Raw genomic sequence first — 21,444 nt, 5'->3', positions numbered from 1 at the left:
CGAAATAAGTCTATTTTGTTAGATTAAACTTCTGCTTTTAAATCAGAAATTCTTTCCTTAGTTGCTGTTAATTTAATTTGGTAATCTGCTAATTTTTCTTTTTCTTTTGTAACTACTGCCTCAGGTGCACTAGCAACAAACTTTTCATTGCCTAATTTTTTAGTTCCACGCACAACTTCAACATCAAGTTTTTTAACTTCTTTTTCCAAACGAACAATTTCGTCATTCAAATCAATTAGTTCAGCAAGTGGCATATAAATCTCTGCTCCCGTAATTACAGACGTCATTGCTAGCTTAGGAGCAACAACATTTGAACTGATTTGAAGTTCCTTAGGATGACAGAATCGTTGAATAAATTCTTGATTGTCTTCAAAAATAATCTTTGTTTTTTCATCAGTTGTTTTAATCAATAAATCAACTGCACTGGACATAGGTGCATTTACTTCTGCACGATTATTTCTAACAGCACGAATTAATTCAATTAAATTGTTCATATCAATAACTGATTGTTCATCTTCAAATTCTGGATGAACCACTGGGTAATCTGCAACAACAATTGATTCCCCTTCATGAGGCATTGTTAACCAAAGTTCTTCAGTTACAAATGGAATAATTGGATGAAGCAATTTCAATGTTTGATCTAAAACATAAGCCAAAATTTGTTGTGTATTTTGCTTAACTGTCAGATCTTCACCATTAAGATTTTCTTTACTCATTTCAATATACCAATCACAGAAGTCATTCCAGATGAAATTGTATAGAGCACGACCAGCTTCACCAAATTCAAAGACATCAAATAAGCGTGTAACTTCAGAAACAGTTGTATTTAATCGGCTTAATATCCATTTGTCAGCAAGCTGCCATTCTGATTTAGCTGGTAATTCAATTTTATCCACACCATCTAAATTCATAATAACAAATCGACTAGCATTCCAAATTTTATTAATAAAGTTCCAAGAAGCATCCATTTTAGTGTAACTAAAACGAACATCTTGTCCTGGTGCAGATCCATTAGATAGGAACCAACGAAGTGCATCTGCTCCATACTTTTGAATAACGTCCATTGGATCAATCCCATTACCAAGTGATTTACTCATTTTACGGCCATTCTCATCACGAATTAATCCATGAATCAAAACGTGTTCAAATGGACGTTCATCTGTAAATTCTAAGCTTTGGAAAATCATTCGTGATACCCAGAAGAAGATAATATCATATCCTGTGACAAGCGTATTAGTTGGGAAATAACGTTTAAAATCAGGTGCATCAGTATTTGGCCAACCCATTGTTGAAAATGGCCATAAAGCACTTGAAAACCACGTATCTAAGACATCATTATCTTGTTCCCAATTTTCGATATCAGTTGGTGCAACCTCACCAACGTACATTTCGCCAGTTTCTTTATGATACCAAGCTGGGATTTGATGTCCCCACCATAATTGACGTGAAATAACCCAATCATGAACATTTTCCATCCACTGTGTAAATGTATTTTCAAATCGTTCTGGGACGAATCCAACTTTGTCATCCCCTTGTTGGAATTTCAAAGCTTCTTCTGCGAGTGGTTTCATTTTAACAAACCATTGTGTTGATAAACGGGCCTCAACTTGAACGCCAGTTCTTTCAGAATGACCAACACTATGTGTAATTGGATCAATCTTAATCATTAAGTCCTCAGCTTCAAGATCTTTAACAATTGCTTTACGTGCTTCAAAACGGTCCATGCCAACATATTTACCAGCATTTTCGTTCATTGTTGCATCTTCATTCATTGTATTAATACGAGGTAAGTCATGGCGATTACCTACTTCAAAGTCATTAGGATCATGAGCAGGTGTTATTTTAACCATCCCTGTCCCAAATGCCATATCAACATAATGATCTGTAATAATAGGAATTTCTTTGTTAACAAGTGGTAGAATGACTTTTTTACCAACAATATCTTTGTAACGATCATCATCAGGGTGAACAGCAACAGCGACATCGCCCATCATCGTTTCTGGACGTGTTGTCGCTATTTCAATAAATCCAGAACCATCAGCGAATGGATATTTAACATGATAAAAAGCACCTTCATCATCTTGATGAATGACTTCAATATCTGATAAAGCGGTTCTTGCTTTAGGATCCCAATTAATAATGTATTCGCCACGATAGATTAATCCTTTATTATATAAATTAACAAAGACTTTTTTTACGGCATCTGACAAGCCGTCATCTAATGTGAAACGTTCACGACTATAATCGAGTGATAATCCCATTTTAGCCCATTGCTTATGAATAACATCAGCGTATTCATCTTTCCAATCCCAAACTTGTTGTACAAATTTCTCACGGCCTAAATCATAACGCGTCACACCTTGTTCAGCTAGTTTAGCTTCAACCTTTGCTTGTGTTGCAATTCCAGCATGGTCCATTCCTGGTAACCAAAGCGTATCAAAGCCTTGCATTCTTTTTTGTCTAATTAAAATATCTTGTAATGTTGTATCCCAAGCATGGCCTAAATGTAATTTACCAGTAACATTAGGCGGTGGAATAACGATTGAATAAGGTTTTGCTTCTGGATTAGCATTAGGTTTAAATAAATCTTTTTTCAACCATTCTTCATAACGGCCAGGTTCAACCTGACTTGGATCATATTTTGTTGATAATTCAACTTCTTTTGTCATGAGTTCTCCTTTTCATCTATCAATTTTATTTTAGGCATAAAAAAACACCGTCATCAAAAAACATTTCTGTTTTAGGACGACAGTGCCGTGGTACCACCTAAATTGGGTTTTAACCCCTCTTAATTACTTTTTAACGAACAATAATGTCCGGTTATTCCTACTTAATTTCAGAATAACGACTCCTGAGCTACCACCATAATGTCTAATTAAAATGTTTCAGCCTAGCATTTTATCTCTGAAATGACTGGTGTTCTCATTCTTTGTCTGTAGTCACATTTTAGCGTTTATTCTGAAAATCGTCAATATTTTATTTTTTTAATTCTTCAAGTAGTTTAGCGTAGTCTGGCTCATTTGAGATTTCCGTAACCAGTTCTTCATAAATAACATGTCCAGTTTCATCTAAAATGAAAACCATTCGAGCCATATGACCAAATTCCGGAACATCTAATCCAGTAACTTTCGCAAAATTCCCCTTATCTGCATGAAGCAATTGTAAATTGTTTACACCCTCAGCGGCACACCAATTTTTTTGATCTTCTTTTGAATCATCAGATACGGTAATAAATTCGATATCTCTAAAATTATCTGCTTCCATATTAAAACGTTTTGTTTCTATACTGCAAACACTTGTCGTAATACTTGGAACAACACTTAATACTAATTTTTTACCTGTACTTTTAGGTAATGTTACAACTTGATCATTTTCATCGTACGCATTAACTGTAGGAAAAACTTCCCCTACTTTTGGTGCTTCCCCAACTGTATCCATTTCACTACCATGACGAGTTACTTTCATAATTGACCACCCTTTCTTTATTTATCTCTATCTTACTCAATTACTGTTTAAGAAGCGACTTATTTGATTGGACAAAAAAAGATTAGACCGATTTGTCTAATCTTTTAAAGTGCTACTATAGTAATTCTGCGAATAATTCACTATTTTCATTTAAATATTCTTCGCCAACACGAATCTTGCTAACCTTGACACCTGCCAATGCACGTTCCATTAAGCCATCGATATCCAAACGAGCTTCAAATTCCCTTGAACGGTCTAAACGAGGCTTTGTTTTAGGTGCTGGTGGGGCAAAAATTGTACAACAATCTTCAAATGGTTTAATTGAAAGTTCAAATGTATCAATTTTTTTAGCAACATCAATAATTTCATTTTTATCCATTGAAACGACTGGTCGAATAATTGGCATTGTTGTAACGTCATTAATTGCAACCATGCTTTCAAGTGTTTGAGAAGCAACTTGGCCTAATGATTCTCCATTAAAGATTGCTAATCCACCACGTAATTCGGCAATTTTTTCAGTTAAACGTAACATGAAACGACGTGTTATGGTCATTAAATATGGTTCTGGTACATCATGTTTAATTTGCTCTTGAATCTCAGTAAAAGGAACTTCAATAAATTGAATCGTTCCAACATAAGGTGTCAATTTAACTGTTAGTTCTTTAGCCTTAGCTAAAGCTTGTTCACTTGTATATGGTGGACTGAAGAAATGAACCATCTCCATTGAAACACCACGTTTCATACCAAGGTACCCTGCAACAGGCGAATCAATTCCACCTGATAACATTAACATCCCTTTACCAGCAGTACCAACGGGTAAACCACCAGCACCCTGACGCGTTTCAGAAGATAAGAAAATCCCATTTGAACGAACTTCAACACGTAAAATAATATCAGGCTGTTTCATTTTAACAGTAATGCCAGGCACGTGATCTAAAATCCAGCCACCTAGTTCGTCATTCAACTCATTAGTATCTAATTCAAAATCATGATCAGAACGACGTGTGTTAACTTTAAATGTTGTCCCTTCAACAAATTGCTCACTAATCATTGCTACAGCTGTTTCTTTAACTAAATCCATATCTTGTTCAACGCGAATTGCAGGTGAAAAATTTTGAATCCCAAAAACCTGTGATAAACGTTGCATAACTAATTCGCTGTCGTCACCGTTTAAATTAATGTGCATCCGATCACGATTTGCTTTAACAACTAAATCATCAAAACCATGTAAACTATTTCGAACGTTTGTTCCTAGGCGATCAATAAAGTTCCTCTTATTTTTTCCTTTTGTTGATAGTTCGCCATAACGAACCATTATCTCTGTATATTGCATGTCGACATCCTCTCATTATTTAGAATTAATTTTTTCAAATTTATGATACAAAATATCAAAAATACGATTAAATTCTTTTGCTTCTTCTAGCGTATTATTTCCATCAAAACTGATTCGAACGGCTGATTTAGCAAGCGGTTCTGGCACATTCATTGCTAATAATGTGCCAGATGCTTGATTTTTCTTTGATGAACAAGCACTTGTAGTTGAAATATATATTCCTTCACTTTCAAATGCATGAACAATTGATTCGCCACGAACACCCTCAATTGCAAAACACAATATATGTGGCGCAAAATTTGATTGTAATTTTGAAAAAGTTGTAATCTTATCAAACTTACTAATATGGTTGAAAACTAATTCTTTAACAGCTTTTTGTTTCATCACCATCTTAGTTTCATCTGTTAATAATAATCGCAATGCTCTTGCCATGCTAGCAATTGCAGGTACATTTTCAGTTCCGCTACGTAAGTTATGTTCTTGTCCACCACCTGTAAGAAGTGGTTCAATGTGACGACCTCTTTTACTGTAAATAAACCCTACTCCACGTGGCGCATGAAATTTATGCCCAGAGAACGTTACAAAATCTACTCTGTCACTCATAAAAGCTTCTTGCACACCTTTACCAATGGCTTGAACAGCATCCACATGAAAATGAACTGTTGGATAATCTTTTAGTACGTCCCCAATTTCAACTAAAGGCTGAATGGTTCCAATTTCATTATTAACTGCCATAACTGAAACTAAAATAGTATCAGATCTCAAAGCAGCCTTTAAATCATCAATACTAATTCGCCCCTCATCATCAACTGGCAAATAGGTAACCTCAAAACCAAGCTGTTCCAGCTGAGCCATTGTATTCATAACAGCAGGATGCTCAACGGTTGTCGTAATTAAGTGCTTACCATGGTTCATTTTTGCCATAGCCGTTCCTTTAATTACCCAATTGTCACCTTCAGTTCCACTTCCAGTAAATAATATTTCATCTTCAAATACATTTAATAAGCTTGCGATCTGTTGGCGTGACTGCTCTAATAAATTATGAGCTATCTCACCTAAGTTATTTAGGCTAGATGGATTACCCCATACTTGGTCACTAACTTTATTATATGTATCTAAAACTTCGGGCGTTATTTTTGTTGTTGCGCTATTATCAAAATAAATCATTAGTTACCTTCTTTTCTGAAAAATACTTTTCTCATTATAATATACTTCGTACCAGATTGACACTTTTTATTCATCCCTGGTGTTTCTTTATAGAATATAAAAGTGGCGACTGAACAAATTAATGCCCTAGTCCCCACTTAATATAGTTACTATTCAATTTCAAAGCTGTCTTCCATATTATCATAATATTGTTTCTCTATTTTTTTATATGAACCAGGCTCTACTTTATCTAATGCAGTCGCAATTGTTTCCAAACTAGCTGCATAATTAAAATCATTATTAAATAATTGCTTTGCCTTTTCAAATGCAATTGCAATCTCTTCATTCGAATTTCTAAATCTATTCGCATATTGTAGTAAACTCTCAGATAACGATGCACTATCAATAAGATCGTGTGTCTTATCTTCTAAACTTTCAAGATCTGCTTCAATATCGATAATTTGTTTTGCAATTTTTTCAATGTTAATTCTTAATTTACCAATTGCTACTTCAACTTCTTCAATTTCATCACTAACAACATAGAAAAAATCTAAGTAATCATTAGGTAGTCCTGGAAGATTAACCTGTTCAACTTGTCTTTTAATTTGATGTAATTCAATATCAAATCTTTGAATTGTTGCGCTGGCCTTTTTTTCATTGCTACGTAAATCCTGAATACTAGCATCAATTTTTTGTTGTTCAGATTCAATTTTTTCTAACAACTTAGAGTTTTGTTCAACTCGCTCAGCCATCTCGCTATAAATTGCTTCACCAGAATCAATAACCGCTTTATCAGTATCATGTTGTGCATCAATGTCCCTAATTTGTTGATTTAATTTTTGCGCGTCTTCTAATTCATTATGACTTAATTCATAATTTTGACCCAATCTATCTAATTCAACTAAAAGCATTTGACTTTGTTTTTCAGCATGATCAATGAATTTACGATAACTTTCTTCTTGCTTTTCTATCTTATCTTTTGCGGCCAACTCTTTTTCCATAACATCATATAAATAATCAATTTGATTAGCCATGTCATTAACTGCAACAATTGTTGACGCTACTTCTAGGTTCTCTAATTTAAGTAATGTTTCGTCAACACGTGTTTGAATTTCGTCTATTTGTTTAGGGATGTCATCCCCCACTGGAAAATTATAATTTTCATCCGTTAATTTCATGTAACCAGATTGTAATTCAGCAAGTTGATCTGGAAATTCGTTCTTCAAACTTTTATATAGTGGTGGAATCTCATCAAGAATCTTTTCTAACGAAGTTGTATCTTCTCTTAACTTACTTAAAACTTTTTCAGCCGTATCATGATCTCCAGCACTCGTTAATGTTGAAAAACGGTCAAAATCATCTTCAAGACCAGTTAGTTTATCCTCAAGTTTATCGATACTAGGTCCATACGAAAAGTTCTTTGATAATAATGTTTTACGTAAATCCTGATATTTTTTTTCAAGTGAATCAACAGCTTGATGATTACTTTCATCACTTTCTTTCAACGACGTTAATGCTTTTTCAATCCCTTTAAGTGTTTTTTCACTTGAAATTAATTTTACTTCTATTTCTGCCGCTAATTGACGGTTAGAAAGAAATTGATATTTCGAGTTTGCTTCATATGCTTCATTAATTTGTGTCGAAATTTTAGGCAATTTTGCATTTTGCACTTCTTTAAAGTCTGATTGTAATGCTGAAAATGTTTTAAGACTTTCACCTGTTAACCCCAAATCCTTCGTTAACTGAAGCTGTTGTTCAACTTCAGAATGAGCAATAACCTTTACTTGATCACGAAATGTTTCGAATTTTTTTTCATTGCGTTTCTGAAGAAAAAACGCTGTTGCATAGATAATAATGGCTACTACTATTATTCCAACAAAAATCTGTGTCATATCCTAATCCCGCCTTTAGCTTACTAAAATTTATATTTACTTTTCACATTCAAATTTTATGCTTCTAATCATTATATCATAGACCTTTAAAGCGTTCACTAGCTTTTATCTATTATTTATAGAAATTAATGTTATTAATTATATACATTCTTTTTATTATGTAAACAAACGTGAAAACAAATTGACATTAGTTTAAAAAGACAGTATGATGAGTCTTGTGTAAAATAATGCAGCGGTGGACGGTAAGCTCGTCAACAGTTTGTTGCCCAATTGTCTTGGTTCAATTAGTACCCTTTCAGCTGCAAAGGTGAACATTGCAAAACAAACTGCACGAATACTAAGTTCACAAAGGATTATTTTACTCCAAAACAAATATTGGAGGAATTTATATATGTCACGTTATACTGGCCCAAGTTGGAAAGTTTCACGTCGATTAGGTCTTTCTTTAACAGGTACTGGTAAAGAATTAGCTCGTCGTCCTTATGCACCCGGTGATCATGGTCAAAACAATCGCCGTAAATTATCAGAATATGGTTTACAATTACGAGAAAAACAAAAACTTCGTATGATGTACGGTTTATCAGAACGTCAATTTGCTAACTTATTTATTAAAGCTGGTACAATTCGCGAAGGTAAACATGGTGTTAACTTCATGATCTTACTTGAAGGTCGTTTAGACAACGTTGTTTATCGTTTAGGTTTGGCTTCTACTCGTCGCCAAGCTCGTCAATTGGTAAACCATGGTCACATTACTGTTGATGGCAACCGCGTTGATATTCCTTCATACGCAGTTGAAATCGGTCAAGTAATCTCATTACGTGAAAAATCAAAGAGTTTACAAATTGTTAAAGACGCAATGGAAGCATTAGTTGGCCGTCCACAATTCGTACAATTTGATGCTGATAAATTAGAGGGTTCATTAACTCGTTTACCAGAACGTGAAGAACTTGAAGCAGATATCGACGAATCACTTATCGTTGAATACTACAACAAATTATAATTTCAAATTAAAAAACATCTCATTCTTAATGAGATGTTTTTTTTGTCCATATTTTATAGATTTCAATTAGTGGCAGTAATGTATTTTTCAAGTCGTTTAGTTGTTTATATTCATTTAAGCTAAAAAACTCATCTTCAATAGCTAAATTCTGTCCAATCAATAGTTCTTTAGTTTGTACACTACTCCACTTTTGACTATCAGTAAGTGTTATTGTGTTTGCTAAAGTACCCGTCTCTTTATTTGTATGATCCACTGACCACACGAAAGTATCTTCTAGTTTCTGAATCATTATTATTGATTCAGAAACGCCCTCTTCATACAAGCTTTTGTCTTTAATATCTGCTAATGCAGATAACCAGATAAATAACCGATCATCCCAATAACCAATTTCAAAATGTGGCATCATTTTATAGCCACGTTTATTCTCGCTAAAAGCCATCCAAGTATCAGGCGGTGGATTTTTTGATCTTCTAGCATGTTTTGCAATGTGCAAATACATTTTAATTCCTAATTGTTCTTCTAAAAAAGGTAGTAGTTCAGCTCCCACCTTTTCGAATTTGGGATCAATAATTGTCTTTATTTTTTTTAATCGTCCGTCTAATGTTTGATCTTTAAAAATTAAAAAATCATCTTTTATAAACATTTCGCTCTCTCCTTTTGTATCAAACATGGTATGCTAAATTCATAACTTACTGAAAGGTGGTCAACTCCATGACTGAAAATAACTTAGATCCACATCTTCAATCTGGCCTTTACGGAACACCTCAACTTCATCCCGATGAACAAAGAAAGTACTTAGGGACATTTAGAGAGCGGGTCAGCCTAGCAATGACTGTTGCTGAGGTAACAGCATCTAAAAATATGGCTGGATTTGAAAAAGAACTACTTGAACATCCCGACTATCATGTTCTACTTAATGGTACAATTGATCAGAATATATTAGCCCCATACATCACCTTAACGCATAAGCATGATGTTAAATTTACATTAACATCAAATAATGATACTCCTGATGGGGTTGAAATTATGGGGCTAGTTGTCGCTTCTGAAAAAAATGCGATTAATGAATCTGTTATTGATATTAATGAAAAATATCCAATTATACAAGTTGAAACGCCAGAAAAGAAAAAATCATTTTTTGAAAATTTATTCGATTAGCATAAAAACTTAAACTAACACTTTTATATTAAGTGTAGTTTAAGTTTTTTATTTGGTTTCTAAAATCTTTACTATTTCATTAGCAATAGGCTGGTTATCTCCAAAATTAGGAAACGAATTTATCGATAAATCAGGAGCCGTTTCAATTGAAAGAACGGTTAAAGCATCCCTATGTCTATAGTCATATGCTATATACAAGTTAGGAATAACCACATCAACTGCCCCCATCGTCATTTTTAAACGTTTTGCATAACCTTCAATTAACGCTATATATGATTCGTCCATTTGATTGCTAACTTCATTTTGATTTGCACCCGAATAAAAATTACTATCATATCTAATGATTGCTTCAGACCCTCTTGAAATAACAGTTGATTCAGTAATACCTTGTGATGCTATTGTTTGATGTTCAACTTCTGACAATTTAAGCGGATACCATGGACCTTGACTAGTACGTTCTACTTGTGCATTTTTTATTGTAATTAACTGTGCCAACGTCTTTCGTCCATCGCCAACTACACTAACTGGTAATCTTTCAACAATACCCTTTACATGGCCACCTACAATCATAAATCGATAGACTGACCCAACAGTAATTTCTTCAATTAAAACTTGTGTATCAATTGATAAGATACGTTTAACGGCTTCTTTATACTCGCTTAACGTCGGAGCCACTCGAAATACATGTGTTGCTTGACTGCTCTTTATGAATCTTGGCTTAATAACTAATGCTTTGTTGACTACATCTGCATAATAGTTCATAGCTTCATCTAAAGTGTGTACATTAATACTACTAGGAACTTTAATATCAAGGTTGCCCAATATTTTTTTAGTTGTTTGCTTGTCATATGCAATTTTGTTTAAAACACTGGTATCTAAATCAGAAATTACCCCATTTTGCAGAAGATGTCCGTTCACCCGTATGACGTCCAAATCACTGTCAACAAGATCAAAATAAGACCCTCTTTTTATCAACGCTGCTAAAATAAGCTGCGTATTTTTCGAGTAACAGTTAAAGCCAATCAATGAACTTAACTGTGACTGATACTTTATCTTATTAGATTTTGCTTGTTCCATTGCAAAATCAGCCAACGATTTATTAATATCTTCATCAACTATCCTTGCACTCAGACTCAATTCAGGTCGTTCAAATTGTAATTTAAATTGAACTAATGTATCCTCTAAATTTTTATCTAGATAAAAATTATCATTAAATAAAATTAATTCGTTCAGCAGTTTTATTGCAGCATTTTTAACAATCGAGGTTGTTTTAGGGTCTTCTATTGCCACCTCATTTTTTAATTGTTTCGCTTTAAATATAATATCATCAACTTCATTTTCTGCCATATCTGGCGTCATTAGAAAGTAAGCCGCTAATAATTGAATAAACTTAATTGTGTCACCTTGAATACCAACACGAGAAAATGGATCAACATCAAATCCACGGAGTTCAATATAATTAACACCAGATGAAATTAATGTATCTTCCTTTTTAGTAGCTGATTTAAATTGTACATCTCCATAATATTCAGAAAATGATAACAATTTACCATTCTGGACCATCTTATTAAGTGACGTAACGTATGAGTTAATTGATCGATAAGAAGCTTGAACTGAACTATCAATATTGGTATAGCCAAATTCACTGTTTCTAACACTTCTAACCGGATGACAAGCATTATAATTAGTACTTTCAACAATTGGTGTTGCTCCAAACAAGTAAGTTGTAAGCCAACTCTTTTCCATAAATTTGCGTCCAATTTTTAAATAGACGTAATTATGAAATTCTATATAAGAATTAAAATAACTATGAAACTCAGAATCAAATAAAATCTGAATTACTTTTTCTGGAAAGCTAAAATTAAGATGTACAGACGTAAAAAGTTGACGTTTTTTTCCATACTTTTCTGCTAATTTATTTCGGTATATAAATCCTAATTCATCTGGATGCGCTATTCTTACTTTAGATTCATCCACTGGTAATTTAGGAATTGAACTCAATGGCCATAACTGTTCATCACTATCCAATTCTTGTGTTGCGACTTGTTGAATGGCATCTAGATAGTTAATAACATTATCAGCCCCCTCAATTGGTGGCGTGATAAATTCCATTTGTGATTCGCCAAAATCTGTTTTTATATAAGGATGTTTAAATCTATCTCCTAATGATTCAGGATGATCAGTTGAACTCAGCACTCCCGTATTCTTCACTCTTTGAGTTTCTCGCTCTAATCCTATCAACGATTTTCTAAGTAGAGGTGCGAGCTTTTCTTCCTGAATTTGTAATCCGATTGCATCTAGTTTCATATCATTGTGCCTCCTCATTTGTCTATTACATTGTACCAAATATTTGAATTAATCCTTCATATTTGCAATCCATTGTGCCAATTAAATTTATGCAATATGCTATACTATTCTTTAGTAATCAACGTGAAAGGAGCCACATATGTTACAACCACTTGCATTCAGAATGCGACCAACTAAAATTGAAGAAGTCGTTGGCCAACAACACCTTGTTGGTCCAGGTAAAATTATCAAACGAATGGTCGAAGCAAAACTGCTTTCATCTATGATTTTATACGGACCACCTGGCACTGGTAAAACGAGTATCGCCAGTGCTATTGCCGGATCAACTCAGTATGCATTTCGTAAATTAAATGCTGCAACTGATTCTAAGAAAGACCTTGAAATCGTAGCTGAAGAAGCAAAAATGAGCGGTACTGTTATTTTACTTTTAGATGAAATCCATCGATTAACGAAACCTAAACAAGACTTCTTATTACCCCACTTAGAAAGTGGCCAAATTATTTTAATCGGTGCAACAACAGAAAATCCTTACATTACCATCAATCCAGCTATTAGAAGTCGAACACAAATCTTTGAAGTTAAACCTTTAGACGAAAATGATATTGAAACTGCACTTGATCGTGCACTAGTAGATAAAAATATTGGTCTCGGAAATCTTAATATTAATTTAGAAGCTAATGCACGGTTACACTTAGCGCGAGCAACCAACGGAGATTTACGTAGTTCTTTGAATGCACTTGAACTAGCTGCTAAGTCAACCCCACCTGATAGTTCAGGTGTCATTACCTTATCACTATCAGTCATAGAAGAGTGTCTACAAAGAAAAGCATTAACCCATGATAAAGATGGCGATGCTCACTATGATGTTATTTCTGCTTTTCAAAAATCAGTAAGAGGTTCCGATGTTAACGCGGCTTTACATTACTTAGGACGTTTAATTCTTGCTGGTGATTTACCTACAATTGCAAGGCGTTTAATCACAATGGCATACGAAGATGTCGGATTAAGTAGCCCTGCAGCATGTGCTAGAACCTTAACTGCTGTACAGGCGGCAGAAAAAATTGGCTTTCCAGAGGCTAAAATACCTCTGTCTAACGCAGTAATTGATCTCTGCCTCTCACCCAAATCAGACTCGGCAAATGTTGCCATAAATAATGCAATTGCTGATATTGAAAAAGGTGGTTTTGGAGATATTCCTGCTCATTTAAAAGATTCACATTACAAAGGTGCTGCAGATTTAGGTCATGGTATTGGTTATAAATTTCCACATAACTATCCAAATGATTGGGTTGCCCAACAATATCTTCCAGATAAATTGAAAGATGCTAATTATTATGAGCCTAAAGCAAACGGGCGTTATGAACAAGGACTTAAAGAACAATATAGTAAATTACATCCATCAAAAAGATGATTTGTTGCCGCTTACATCATAATTGTTGCACCTTTTAAAAGTCTGTGCTATATTAAAGATGAAGTTCTGAAGTGTACGCGTTATCTTATTAGAATGTTGACCGAACAAATAATTATACCTAGGCGTCAACTTGATAGGCTAGCTAATTTCAAGCCTTTTCACTTGGTAGTTAGAGGCTAGTACAGTCGATGCCACCTGCTTCACTGCGGGCTCAACTCACGAAGATGATTAACGGCACTACGCGGATATTCCAAAGCTTTTGCTTTGATGGTCTGGGCAAACTATGTTTGCTCAGACTTTTTTTATTAAGAATAAAGGAGTCTTTAAATGTTAATTCGGATACTTTTAGCCGTTCTTTCACTCTTACTCTTGACTATCGGCTATTACTTATTCTCACATCGCAACAAAAATTTTATGATATTTAAACCTGAGTCAAACCAGGTGCTAAGCTCAATACTACTTGTCTTTGGGTTAATTATCTGTATTGAAAGCTTAGTTGGCTTAATTTCAGTAATCATTTTTATACCCATATTTTGTGGGATACTAGTTACTCTAGCCTGCCTTACGGTTGGTGCTTTAACAATTATTTTATCTTTTTTTATGCATTAATCTAACTTTGTAACCGTTTTTACTTCTATTTTCATTCGTTTTGTCGTAAAATAGAGGTATATAAAAGAAAGAGGTGGCCGACCATGTTACAACAATATAAAAATATTTTAGTTCCTGTAGATGGTTCTGATGAAGCAAAATTAGCATTCGAAAAAGCAGTACAAGTAGCTTTAAGAAATGGCGAAGATTCTACACTTCATCTTTTGCATGTTATTGACACTAGAGCATTCCAAAATATCTCAAGTTTTGATACGTCAATGGTTGAACAAGTTAGTGATACAGCAAAAGAGACATTGAATAAGTATATTGCACAAGCAAAAGCAGCTGGTCTTAAGAATGTTGACTACTCAATTGAGTATGGTTCTCCAAAAGTAGTTATTGCTAAAAATGTTCCTATTAATTTAGATATTGATTTAATTGTGATCGGCGCTACTGGATTGAATGCAGTCGAACGATTATTAATTGGTTCAGTTACAGAATACGTAACTCGAGTTGCTGTTTCTGATGTCTTAGTTGTTCGAACAGATTTAAATAACACACCTGCTCTTAAAAATAATCTTAAAAAATAAAAAAAGAAATTAGCCATAATTGGTTAATTTCTTTTTATTTTGTCTTGAATTTACATAAAGTAATATGGTCATCTACCATACCCATACTTTGCATCAATGAATAAATAATTTTAGGACCAACAAACTTAAACCCTAATTTCTTCAATTCTTTAGATAACTTTTTTGAAATGTCGGTTTCAGCTGGAACATCCTCTGCATGTCGCCAGAGATTATTAATTGGTTTATTTGCTACAAATTCCCATAAAAATGAATCAAATGATTGCCCATCTTGGTTCATTCTTATGATCGCCTGTGCATTCGCGATAATAGCGATAATTTTTTGCTTATTTCGAATAATATCTGCATTTTCCATTAGTTCCGCAATTTTATCTTCATCAAATTGACTAACTTTGTAAATTGAAAAATTTTCAAAAGCGTGATTAAAATGATTACGTTTATTTAAAACGGTCTTCCAGCTCAACCCTGCTTGCATTAATTCTAAACTCAATAATCTGAATAGTTGTTGATCGCCATAAAGCGGCTTTCCCCATTCTTCATCATGATAATCTTGCATTAACTGATTACCCGATTGGGCCCATGGGCATCTTTCCATATTCTATTCTCTCCTTCACTCAAATAAAAAAGATTACTAGTGCTGTCTCCAGACTAATAATCTTCTTAAAATTTAGATTTCAGGTAATTCAGTAAAGTCATAATGTAATTCTTTAACAGCGGCATGTTCGTCGAATGCTAATTGGATTAATTTATCAATTAATTCTGAATAACCAATTCCTGAAACTTCCCACAATTGTGGATAAAGCGAAATGTTTGTGAATCCAGGTAACGTATTTAGTTCACCAAGATATGGAATACCATCTTTAACTAAGAAATCAATTCGTGCTAAACCACGACAACCCAATGCTTCAAAAGCACGTAATGACATGTCTTGGATTTCTTTTGTTAATTCATCTGGTAATTCAACAGGCATTTCAAATTCCACACCTGAAGCATCAACGAATTTATTATTGTAATCGTAAAATACATCAGATTTAGGTACGATAACTGCACCTAATTTTGAAGCTTTTAAATCAGTATTTCCAAGAATTGAACATTCAATTTCATCAGGATTTTCGATTGATTCTTCAACTAAAAGCTTTGTGTCATATAAAAATGCATCTTCTATACCTTCAAGGAATTCTTTTTCGTTATGTGCCTTATGAATACCAACTGATGATCCTTGGTTAGCTGGTTTAATGAAAACAACTTCTCCAAGTTCCTTACTAATGTGTGCGTAAGTCATTTCAGCACGATTGTTGGCCTTAACAACCAAATATTTAGTATTTCTGATATTATTTAACGTTAACATTTTCTTAGTTAAATCTTTATCAAATGAAATTGCTGATGAACGAACATCACTACCAATATATGGTTTATCTAAAAGTTTAAATAATCCTTGAATTGTACCATCTTCACCCATATTACCATGAATAACTGGATAAAAAAGATCAATATCTTTAACTTCAGTTAAACTCATGATATTAGCTAACGGATTTGTAAAATCAATTGTTGGTAAGACATCTTCAACAACTTTTGCTTCTGGTTCGCCATCAAAAATGCGACGTGAAGCAGCATCTCCAAGTAGTACACCTTCCTTTGTAAACATGAATAAACTAACTTCGTACTTATTTTTATCCATTGCATCGTAGATATTATGTGCTGAACGTTTTGAAACGTCATGTTCTGATGAATTACCACCAAAAAGTAATCCAATGTGTATCTTTTCGCTTGTCATCATATTCTCCATTCCTATTGTATTATTTTTGTTCGCTTTAAACTCTTAGTCTAAATAATACCATGTTTATAGTAGATCTGTCATTTACGTTTGCTATTTTATTTAAACATTTAAAATCCACATGAAAAGTAAGAACACAAAGAACAGTCCGTACATGATTGGATGAACATCTTTTCGACGACCAGCAGCAATCATTGTAATTGGATAAAAAATCATTCCCAAAGCAATCCCGTCAGAGATACTATAAGTTAATGGCATACCAATTACAATTAAAAATGCTGGAATTGCAATTTCCATTTTTGTCCATTCGATTTTTGTTAAAGATTGTGCCATCAATACACCAACAATAATTAATGCTGGAGCAGTGACCTGTGTTGTTACAACTGATAATAATGGCGAGAAAAATATCCCGACAATAAATAATAATCCAGTTGTAACAGCCGTTAAACCTGAGCGTCCACCAACGGCGATACCTGCTGAAGACTCAACATATGCACCAACTGGAGATGTTCCTAAAACAGAGCCAGCAAGCATTGCTGTTGAATCAGCAACTAAAGCTTTACCGACACGAGGCATTTTATTGTCTTTCATGAATCCGGCTTGTTGAGCTAACCCAACAAGTGTTCCAGCAGTATCAAAGAAAGTAACTAACAAGAAGGTTAAAACGACTACCCATAACTGAACCGTGTTAATATCACTAATATGTTTAACGCCTTGCATAAATGTTGGGGCCAAACTTGGGGCACCGGCAACAACTTGTGTTGGCATTTTAATTAATCCTGTGATGAATCCTAGAATAACTGTTGCAAACATCCCAATAAAAATACCACCTGGAACACGTCTAACCATTAAAATTGCAGTAACAATTAAGCCAAAGATTGTTAACCATGTTGTACCAACGGTCAATGGACCTAGGCCCACAACTGTGGATTTGTTTGCGATAATTAAGCCACCATCTTGTAAACCGATAAAAGCAATAAATAAACCAATACCACTTGAGATAGCGTATTTTAAGTTACTTGGAATAGCATTAATAATCATTTCGCGTAGTTTAAAAATAGTAATTAAAATAAAAATTAGTGATGCTACAAATACACCTGCTAAAGCTGTTTGCCATGGAATTCCCATACCTATAACAACTGAATATGAGAAAAAGGCATTAATACCCAATGCGGGAGCTGTTGCTATTGGGTATTTAGCTAAAATACCCATTAAAATACAGCCTAAAGCACTTGATAATGCAGTTGCAGTAAATACTGCCCCTTTGTCCATCCCCGAAGCACTTAAAATCGTAGGATTAACAAATAATATGTAAGCCATTGATATAAACGTTGTAAAACCAGCTAACATTTCGCGTTTAACCGTTGTATGTAACTGATCAATTTCAAAATATGATTTAATGCGATTAATCATTTTAAATCTCCTTTTCATAAATACATTTGTTCGTGTTTATCTCATTAATGAGCAATTACAATTTTACTATATTCGTATATTAATGTAAATAATATTATTAAACTGTATTTTGTTAAGGATTTATTCAAATAGAACTTATACTGTAATAATTTTATCAATTTTAATATCAAACTGATTACTTGTCCATTTCTCAGAAATTACATTTTGAACGTCCAAACAAAGTGAAATTGTTTTTGGTTGATATTTTGCAATATACCGATCATAATAACCACCGCCAAAGCCAATCCTTTGATTATTCTCTAAATTAAACCCAACTCCTGGTACAATCACTAAATCTAAATTATTCTTTTCAAGTGCAACATTATATTCAGGTTCTAATAGTCCATAATCACTTTTTATAAGCACCTGTTCAATAGATAAGTAAGGTAAAAATGCAAGTTGCTTTTCAGGCATCGTTTTTGGTATATACACCCTCTTACCTTGAGACAGTGCCGCCAATAGTAATTCGTTAGTACTAAACTCAATCGATTGACTAATTGTTAATCCGATTGAATCAGCCGATTCCCATTCTTCAGATTGTAAAACTTTATCAATAATTGCCTTCTCCTGATTCCTTTTTTCAAGGACCTTATTTTTTGCCAAATCAACCATCTTGTTAATAATCATTTTTCTAATTTCTTTTTTACTCAATAGCTTATACCTCCGCGTTAAATTCACCAGTTATTACAAACTTTCCAATCATCTTACCATTTTCAACAACTTCAGAAGCCGTTCGTAAATTATCGGCGTTAATCCCCACCAATGATTTAGTCATCGTTGATTTTAGTTTGCCTTCATCTAATAACGTGGCTAAGCGATTTAATGTTTTACCTTGAGAGCTCATATCTGCCGTGTAATATACACCTTTAGTAAAAACTGTTAGCCATTTAAACTCATTACTTTTATTTTTTAATTTACCAATTGGTAAATTATCAGATGTGCCCACAATTGAAGTAATAATACCCTGAGGTCTGATGATATCTGCTGCTAAATCAAAATAAGTTTCTGTTGAGTGCAATATTAGAATACCATCAACTTCATTAATATTTAATTTAACTAATTGTTTCTTCAAATCTTTTCGGTGATTAATGACAATATCAGCGCCCATCTTTTTAACCCAATCGCTCGTTTCTAATCTTGAAGCGGTCGTGATAACAGTCAAACCAGCCCATTTAGCAAGTTGAATAGCAATAGAGCCTACACCACCAGCTCCATTAATAATTAAAACTGATTTTCCACTATTGGCATTTTTCTCTGGAATGAAATTTAATTTTTCAAATAATGCTTCCCATGCTGTTACACCTGTTAGTGGCATAGCGGCTGCTTCACTGTCTGTTATTTTCTTGGGTGCATTTCCAACTAGTCGTTCATCAACTAGCTGATACTCAGCATTACTTCCTGAACGATTATTGACACCTAAATAAAAAACCTTATCACCACTATTAAATTGTGTTACTTCTGATCCTATTTCAGAGACGACCCCGATTGCATCGAAACCTAAAATAAGTAATTTTTCTTCAGAATCAATTAACATTCTTGATTTATAATCTATTGGATTCACTGAAATACCCGTTACCTTCACAAGAATATCATGATTTTCAGGTGTCGGTTTATCGATTTTGACATCTCGTAATGCATTTTTATCTTCTGTCGGAAATTTTCCAAATGCTGCGATGGCCTTCATTTTATTTACCATTAGCTCACTCTTCTTCCATTAATATAGATTACGCTATTCATCTTACTACAATCTAACAAAAAGTTTGGTTTGTTTCACTTTTATACCGTCTAAAAATATTGAAATACTCACATTCTCAATCTGTCAGTATAGACTTAATATTTGGTTTAATGTATGCTTAAAATATTATTAAAACATATACAATTAAGGAGACACACATCATGGAAAAACCACTAAAAACGAGACAACAACTGAAATCTGAATCAAAGGCATTACTTAAAGGACACTGGAAGTCAGCTATCCTAGTTAGCTTACTAGCAATCCTTATTTTTATTGTTTATTCTCGCTTATATTCTACTGAGTACGCAGACATTATGAATTTATATTCTACTGAAAATAATAACCAATCATCAGCTATCAGTCCTATAATTTCAGCAACTGTCGTTGTTCTTTATCTTATTTTTCAAATTCTACTTGTAGGTGTTTCATATACATTCTTAACTTGGGTCAGTTCACAAAAAACACCAGAACATGCATTTACACAAAGTTTCCAAGTTTTCTCAAATGAATTATTTTTCCCATCTATTGGTATCGCCATTCTCAAAACCATTTATAGTACACTTTGGACTCTCTTGCTTATTGTCCCAGGAATTATTAAATACTATTCTTATTCACAAGTCTTTATGATTAACAAAGACTTAACAGATAACCCAAATCATCCTGACATCAGTATTAATAAAAAAATAACGTTAAGCCGTGAATTAATGAACGGACACAAATTTGATTTATTCGTAATAGAGTTAAGTCTGGTTGGTTGGTACCTATTATCAATCGTGACACTTGGAATTGGTTATATTTGGTACATGCCTTATCAACAAGCAATTAAAGCAAATTTCTACAGAGACCTTGCCGGAGATAAATTCTTAACCTTAAAATAAGCAAAAAAGACTGAATAAAATCAGTCTTTTTTATTTTGTCTTCACATGTTTAAGTCCTTCTCGCACAGCTAGCTTTGATAGATCATGGCTCTCAATAAAAGTTATAACCCAATTTTCATCAGTCTTAGCATACTCACGTAATGACCAACCAATCGCTTTTTGGATGAAAAATTCATCTGTTGTTCTATCATTCAAAATCATCTTTGATAAGTAAGCTAGATTAGTTTCTTCACGATAGCCTAACTGAAGATTTATACCCACACGACGCATCCAGAAATTATCATGGTTTTCAAATTGCTTACTAATATCGTTAAAATTTATCGGACTTAATTTTAAAAAGTCACTAATAACCTTACGTAAAGCATCTACTGAATCCCACCATGGTTTAACCTTAATTAACTCAACCAATACTTGGACTTCATCAACCGTCAATCGTTTAAGATTTTTTTGTGCTAAGTCGATTGCAACATATTGATACTCTCTTTCTTCACGACCATAATAAGCTAAAATTTGTGAGATTAACTCTTCTAGAGGCCAACTCTTAGATTCTTTCATCAAGTCCTTTGTTAGTTCACGTCGACTTGGTGTCTTAATCCCTAAGTAAGAAAAATTATTTTTCATGTAAGCTTCCATTTTTTTAATATTTTTGTTATCTTTTTCTAAATAAATCATATTTACTCCTTTTATGAAAACGTAACCATATAAGTTGGATAACCGT

At 33.6% G+C, this 21,444-nt stretch carries 18 protein-coding genes and 1 other annotated feature; of the genes, 5 read left to right on the top strand and 13 right to left on the bottom strand.

Annotation, left to right across the window (positions count from 1 at the left end):
• Window positions 1–23 precede the first annotated feature (23 nt).
• The 5 genes from AC1RPV_RS05460 to ezrA form a co-directional block, all read right to left on the bottom strand.
• Window positions 24–2,669 (bottom strand): valine--tRNA ligase, encoded by a 2,646-nt coding sequence (locus tag AC1RPV_RS05460; RefSeq protein ID WP_481761668.1) that lies wholly within the window; start codon window positions 2,667–2,669, stop codon window positions 24–26.
• Between the two features lie 69 nt (window positions 2,670–2,738).
• Window positions 2,739–2,939: a binding site (T-box leader), on the bottom strand.
• 37 nt (window positions 2,940–2,976) lie between these two features.
• Window positions 2,977–3,465 (bottom strand): thiol peroxidase, encoded by a 489-nt coding sequence (tpx, locus tag AC1RPV_RS05455; RefSeq protein WP_481761667.1) that lies wholly within the window; start codon window positions 3,463–3,465, stop codon window positions 2,977–2,979.
• Window positions 3,466–3,580: 115 nt separating this feature from the next.
• On the bottom strand, window positions 3,581–4,798 hold the full coding sequence (thiI, locus tag AC1RPV_RS05450) for a tRNA uracil 4-sulfurtransferase ThiI (RefSeq protein ID WP_409022345.1): 1,218 nt from the start codon (window positions 4,796–4,798) through the stop codon (window positions 3,581–3,583).
• Window positions 4,799–4,813: 15 nt separating this feature from the next.
• Window positions 4,814–5,965, bottom strand: coding sequence for a cysteine desulfurase family protein (locus AC1RPV_RS05445; protein WP_481761666.1), 1,152 nt, complete (start codon window positions 5,963–5,965; stop codon window positions 4,814–4,816).
• 149 nt (window positions 5,966–6,114) lie between these two features.
• Window positions 6,115–7,836 carry a septation ring formation regulator EzrA gene (gene ezrA, locus AC1RPV_RS05440; protein ID WP_481761665.1) on the bottom strand — a complete coding sequence of 574 codons (1,722 nt, stop codon included), beginning with the start codon at window positions 7,834–7,836 and terminating at the stop codon, window positions 6,115–6,117.
• A gap of 391 nt (window positions 7,837–8,227) precedes the next feature.
• Here ezrA and rpsD point away from each other — a divergent pair, with 391 nt between their 5' ends.
• Window positions 8,228–8,836 carry a 30S ribosomal protein S4 gene (rpsD, locus tag AC1RPV_RS05435; protein WP_409022342.1) on the top strand — a complete coding sequence of 203 codons (609 nt, stop codon included), beginning with the start codon at window positions 8,228–8,230 and terminating at the stop codon, window positions 8,834–8,836.
• 25 nt (window positions 8,837–8,861) lie between these two features.
• Here rpsD and AC1RPV_RS05430 read toward each other — a convergent pair whose 3' ends face one another.
• Window positions 8,862–9,479 carry a DUF1054 family protein gene (locus AC1RPV_RS05430; protein ID WP_481761664.1) on the bottom strand — a complete coding sequence of 206 codons (618 nt, stop codon included), beginning with the start codon at window positions 9,477–9,479 and terminating at the stop codon, window positions 8,862–8,864.
• 68 nt (window positions 9,480–9,547) lie between these two features.
• Here AC1RPV_RS05430 and AC1RPV_RS05425 point away from each other — a divergent pair, with 68 nt between their 5' ends.
• Window positions 9,548–9,994 (top strand): YueI family protein, encoded by a 447-nt coding sequence (locus AC1RPV_RS05425; RefSeq protein WP_481761663.1) that lies wholly within the window; start codon window positions 9,548–9,550, stop codon window positions 9,992–9,994.
• Window positions 9,995–10,042: 48 nt separating this feature from the next.
• Here the strand turns inward: AC1RPV_RS05425 and gshAB are convergent, their stop codons facing one another.
• Window positions 10,043–12,301: a bifunctional glutamate--cysteine ligase GshA/glutathione synthetase GshB gene (gene gshAB / locus AC1RPV_RS05420; protein WP_481761662.1), complete on the bottom strand. Its 2,259-nt coding sequence runs from the start codon at window positions 12,299–12,301 to the stop codon at window positions 10,043–10,045.
• A 139-nt stretch (window positions 12,302–12,440) separates the two neighbouring features.
• Between gshAB and AC1RPV_RS05415 the strand changes: the two genes are divergently transcribed.
• Together AC1RPV_RS05415 and AC1RPV_RS05410 are read left to right on the top strand one after the other, a co-directional pair.
• Entirely contained in the window at window positions 12,441–13,712 is a 1,272-nt protein-coding gene (locus AC1RPV_RS05415; RefSeq protein WP_481761661.1) for a replication-associated recombination protein A, read from the top strand.
• A gap of 692 nt (window positions 13,713–14,404) precedes the next feature.
• Window positions 14,405–14,890 (top strand): universal stress protein, encoded by a 486-nt coding sequence (locus AC1RPV_RS05410; RefSeq protein WP_409022337.1) that lies wholly within the window; start codon window positions 14,405–14,407, stop codon window positions 14,888–14,890.
• A gap of 34 nt (window positions 14,891–14,924) precedes the next feature.
• Here the strand turns inward: AC1RPV_RS05410 and AC1RPV_RS05405 are convergent, their stop codons facing one another.
• From AC1RPV_RS05405 to AC1RPV_RS05385, 5 genes are all read right to left on the bottom strand, one after another.
• Entirely contained in the window at window positions 14,925–15,482 is a 558-nt protein-coding gene (locus AC1RPV_RS05405) for a DNA-3-methyladenine glycosylase I (RefSeq protein WP_481761660.1), read from the bottom strand.
• A 72-nt stretch (window positions 15,483–15,554) separates the two neighbouring features.
• Window positions 15,555–16,661 carry a D-alanine--D-alanine ligase family protein gene (locus AC1RPV_RS05400; protein WP_409022784.1) on the bottom strand — a complete coding sequence of 369 codons (1,107 nt, stop codon included), beginning with the start codon at window positions 16,659–16,661 and terminating at the stop codon, window positions 15,555–15,557.
• A 102-nt stretch (window positions 16,662–16,763) separates the two neighbouring features.
• Window positions 16,764–18,074, bottom strand: coding sequence for an NCS2 family permease (locus AC1RPV_RS05395; RefSeq protein WP_481761659.1), 1,311 nt, complete (start codon window positions 18,072–18,074; stop codon window positions 16,764–16,766).
• Between the two features lie 135 nt (window positions 18,075–18,209).
• Complete coding sequence (locus AC1RPV_RS05390) at window positions 18,210–18,764, bottom strand: 5-formyltetrahydrofolate cyclo-ligase (protein ID WP_481761658.1); 555 nt, start codon at window positions 18,762–18,764, stop codon at window positions 18,210–18,212.
• A gap of 4 nt (window positions 18,765–18,768) precedes the next feature.
• On the bottom strand, window positions 18,769–19,809 hold the full coding sequence (locus tag AC1RPV_RS05385; protein ID WP_481761657.1) for a zinc-binding alcohol dehydrogenase family protein: 1,041 nt from the start codon (window positions 19,807–19,809) through the stop codon (window positions 18,769–18,771).
• A gap of 200 nt (window positions 19,810–20,009) precedes the next feature.
• Here AC1RPV_RS05385 and AC1RPV_RS05380 point away from each other — a divergent pair, with 200 nt between their 5' ends.
• A complete protein-coding gene (locus AC1RPV_RS05380; RefSeq protein ID WP_481761656.1) occupies window positions 20,010–20,726 on the top strand; it encodes a DUF975 family protein in 717 nt (238 codons plus the stop codon).
• A 30-nt stretch (window positions 20,727–20,756) separates the two neighbouring features.
• Here AC1RPV_RS05380 and AC1RPV_RS05375 read toward each other — a convergent pair whose 3' ends face one another.
• The gene (locus AC1RPV_RS05375) at window positions 20,757–21,398 is read right to left on the bottom strand and encodes a DNA alkylation repair protein (RefSeq protein WP_481761655.1); all 642 of its coding nucleotides are present in this window, start codon (window positions 21,396–21,398) and stop codon (window positions 20,757–20,759) included.
• Between the last annotated feature and the right edge of the window lie 46 nt (window positions 21,399–21,444).

The sequence above is a fragment of the Dellaglioa sp. CoH-55-MRSF-9 genome (genome assembly GCF_056782155.1).
The sequence above is the reverse complement of the archived record's forward strand: the minus strand, read 5'-3'. Positions and strand labels throughout refer to the sequence as shown.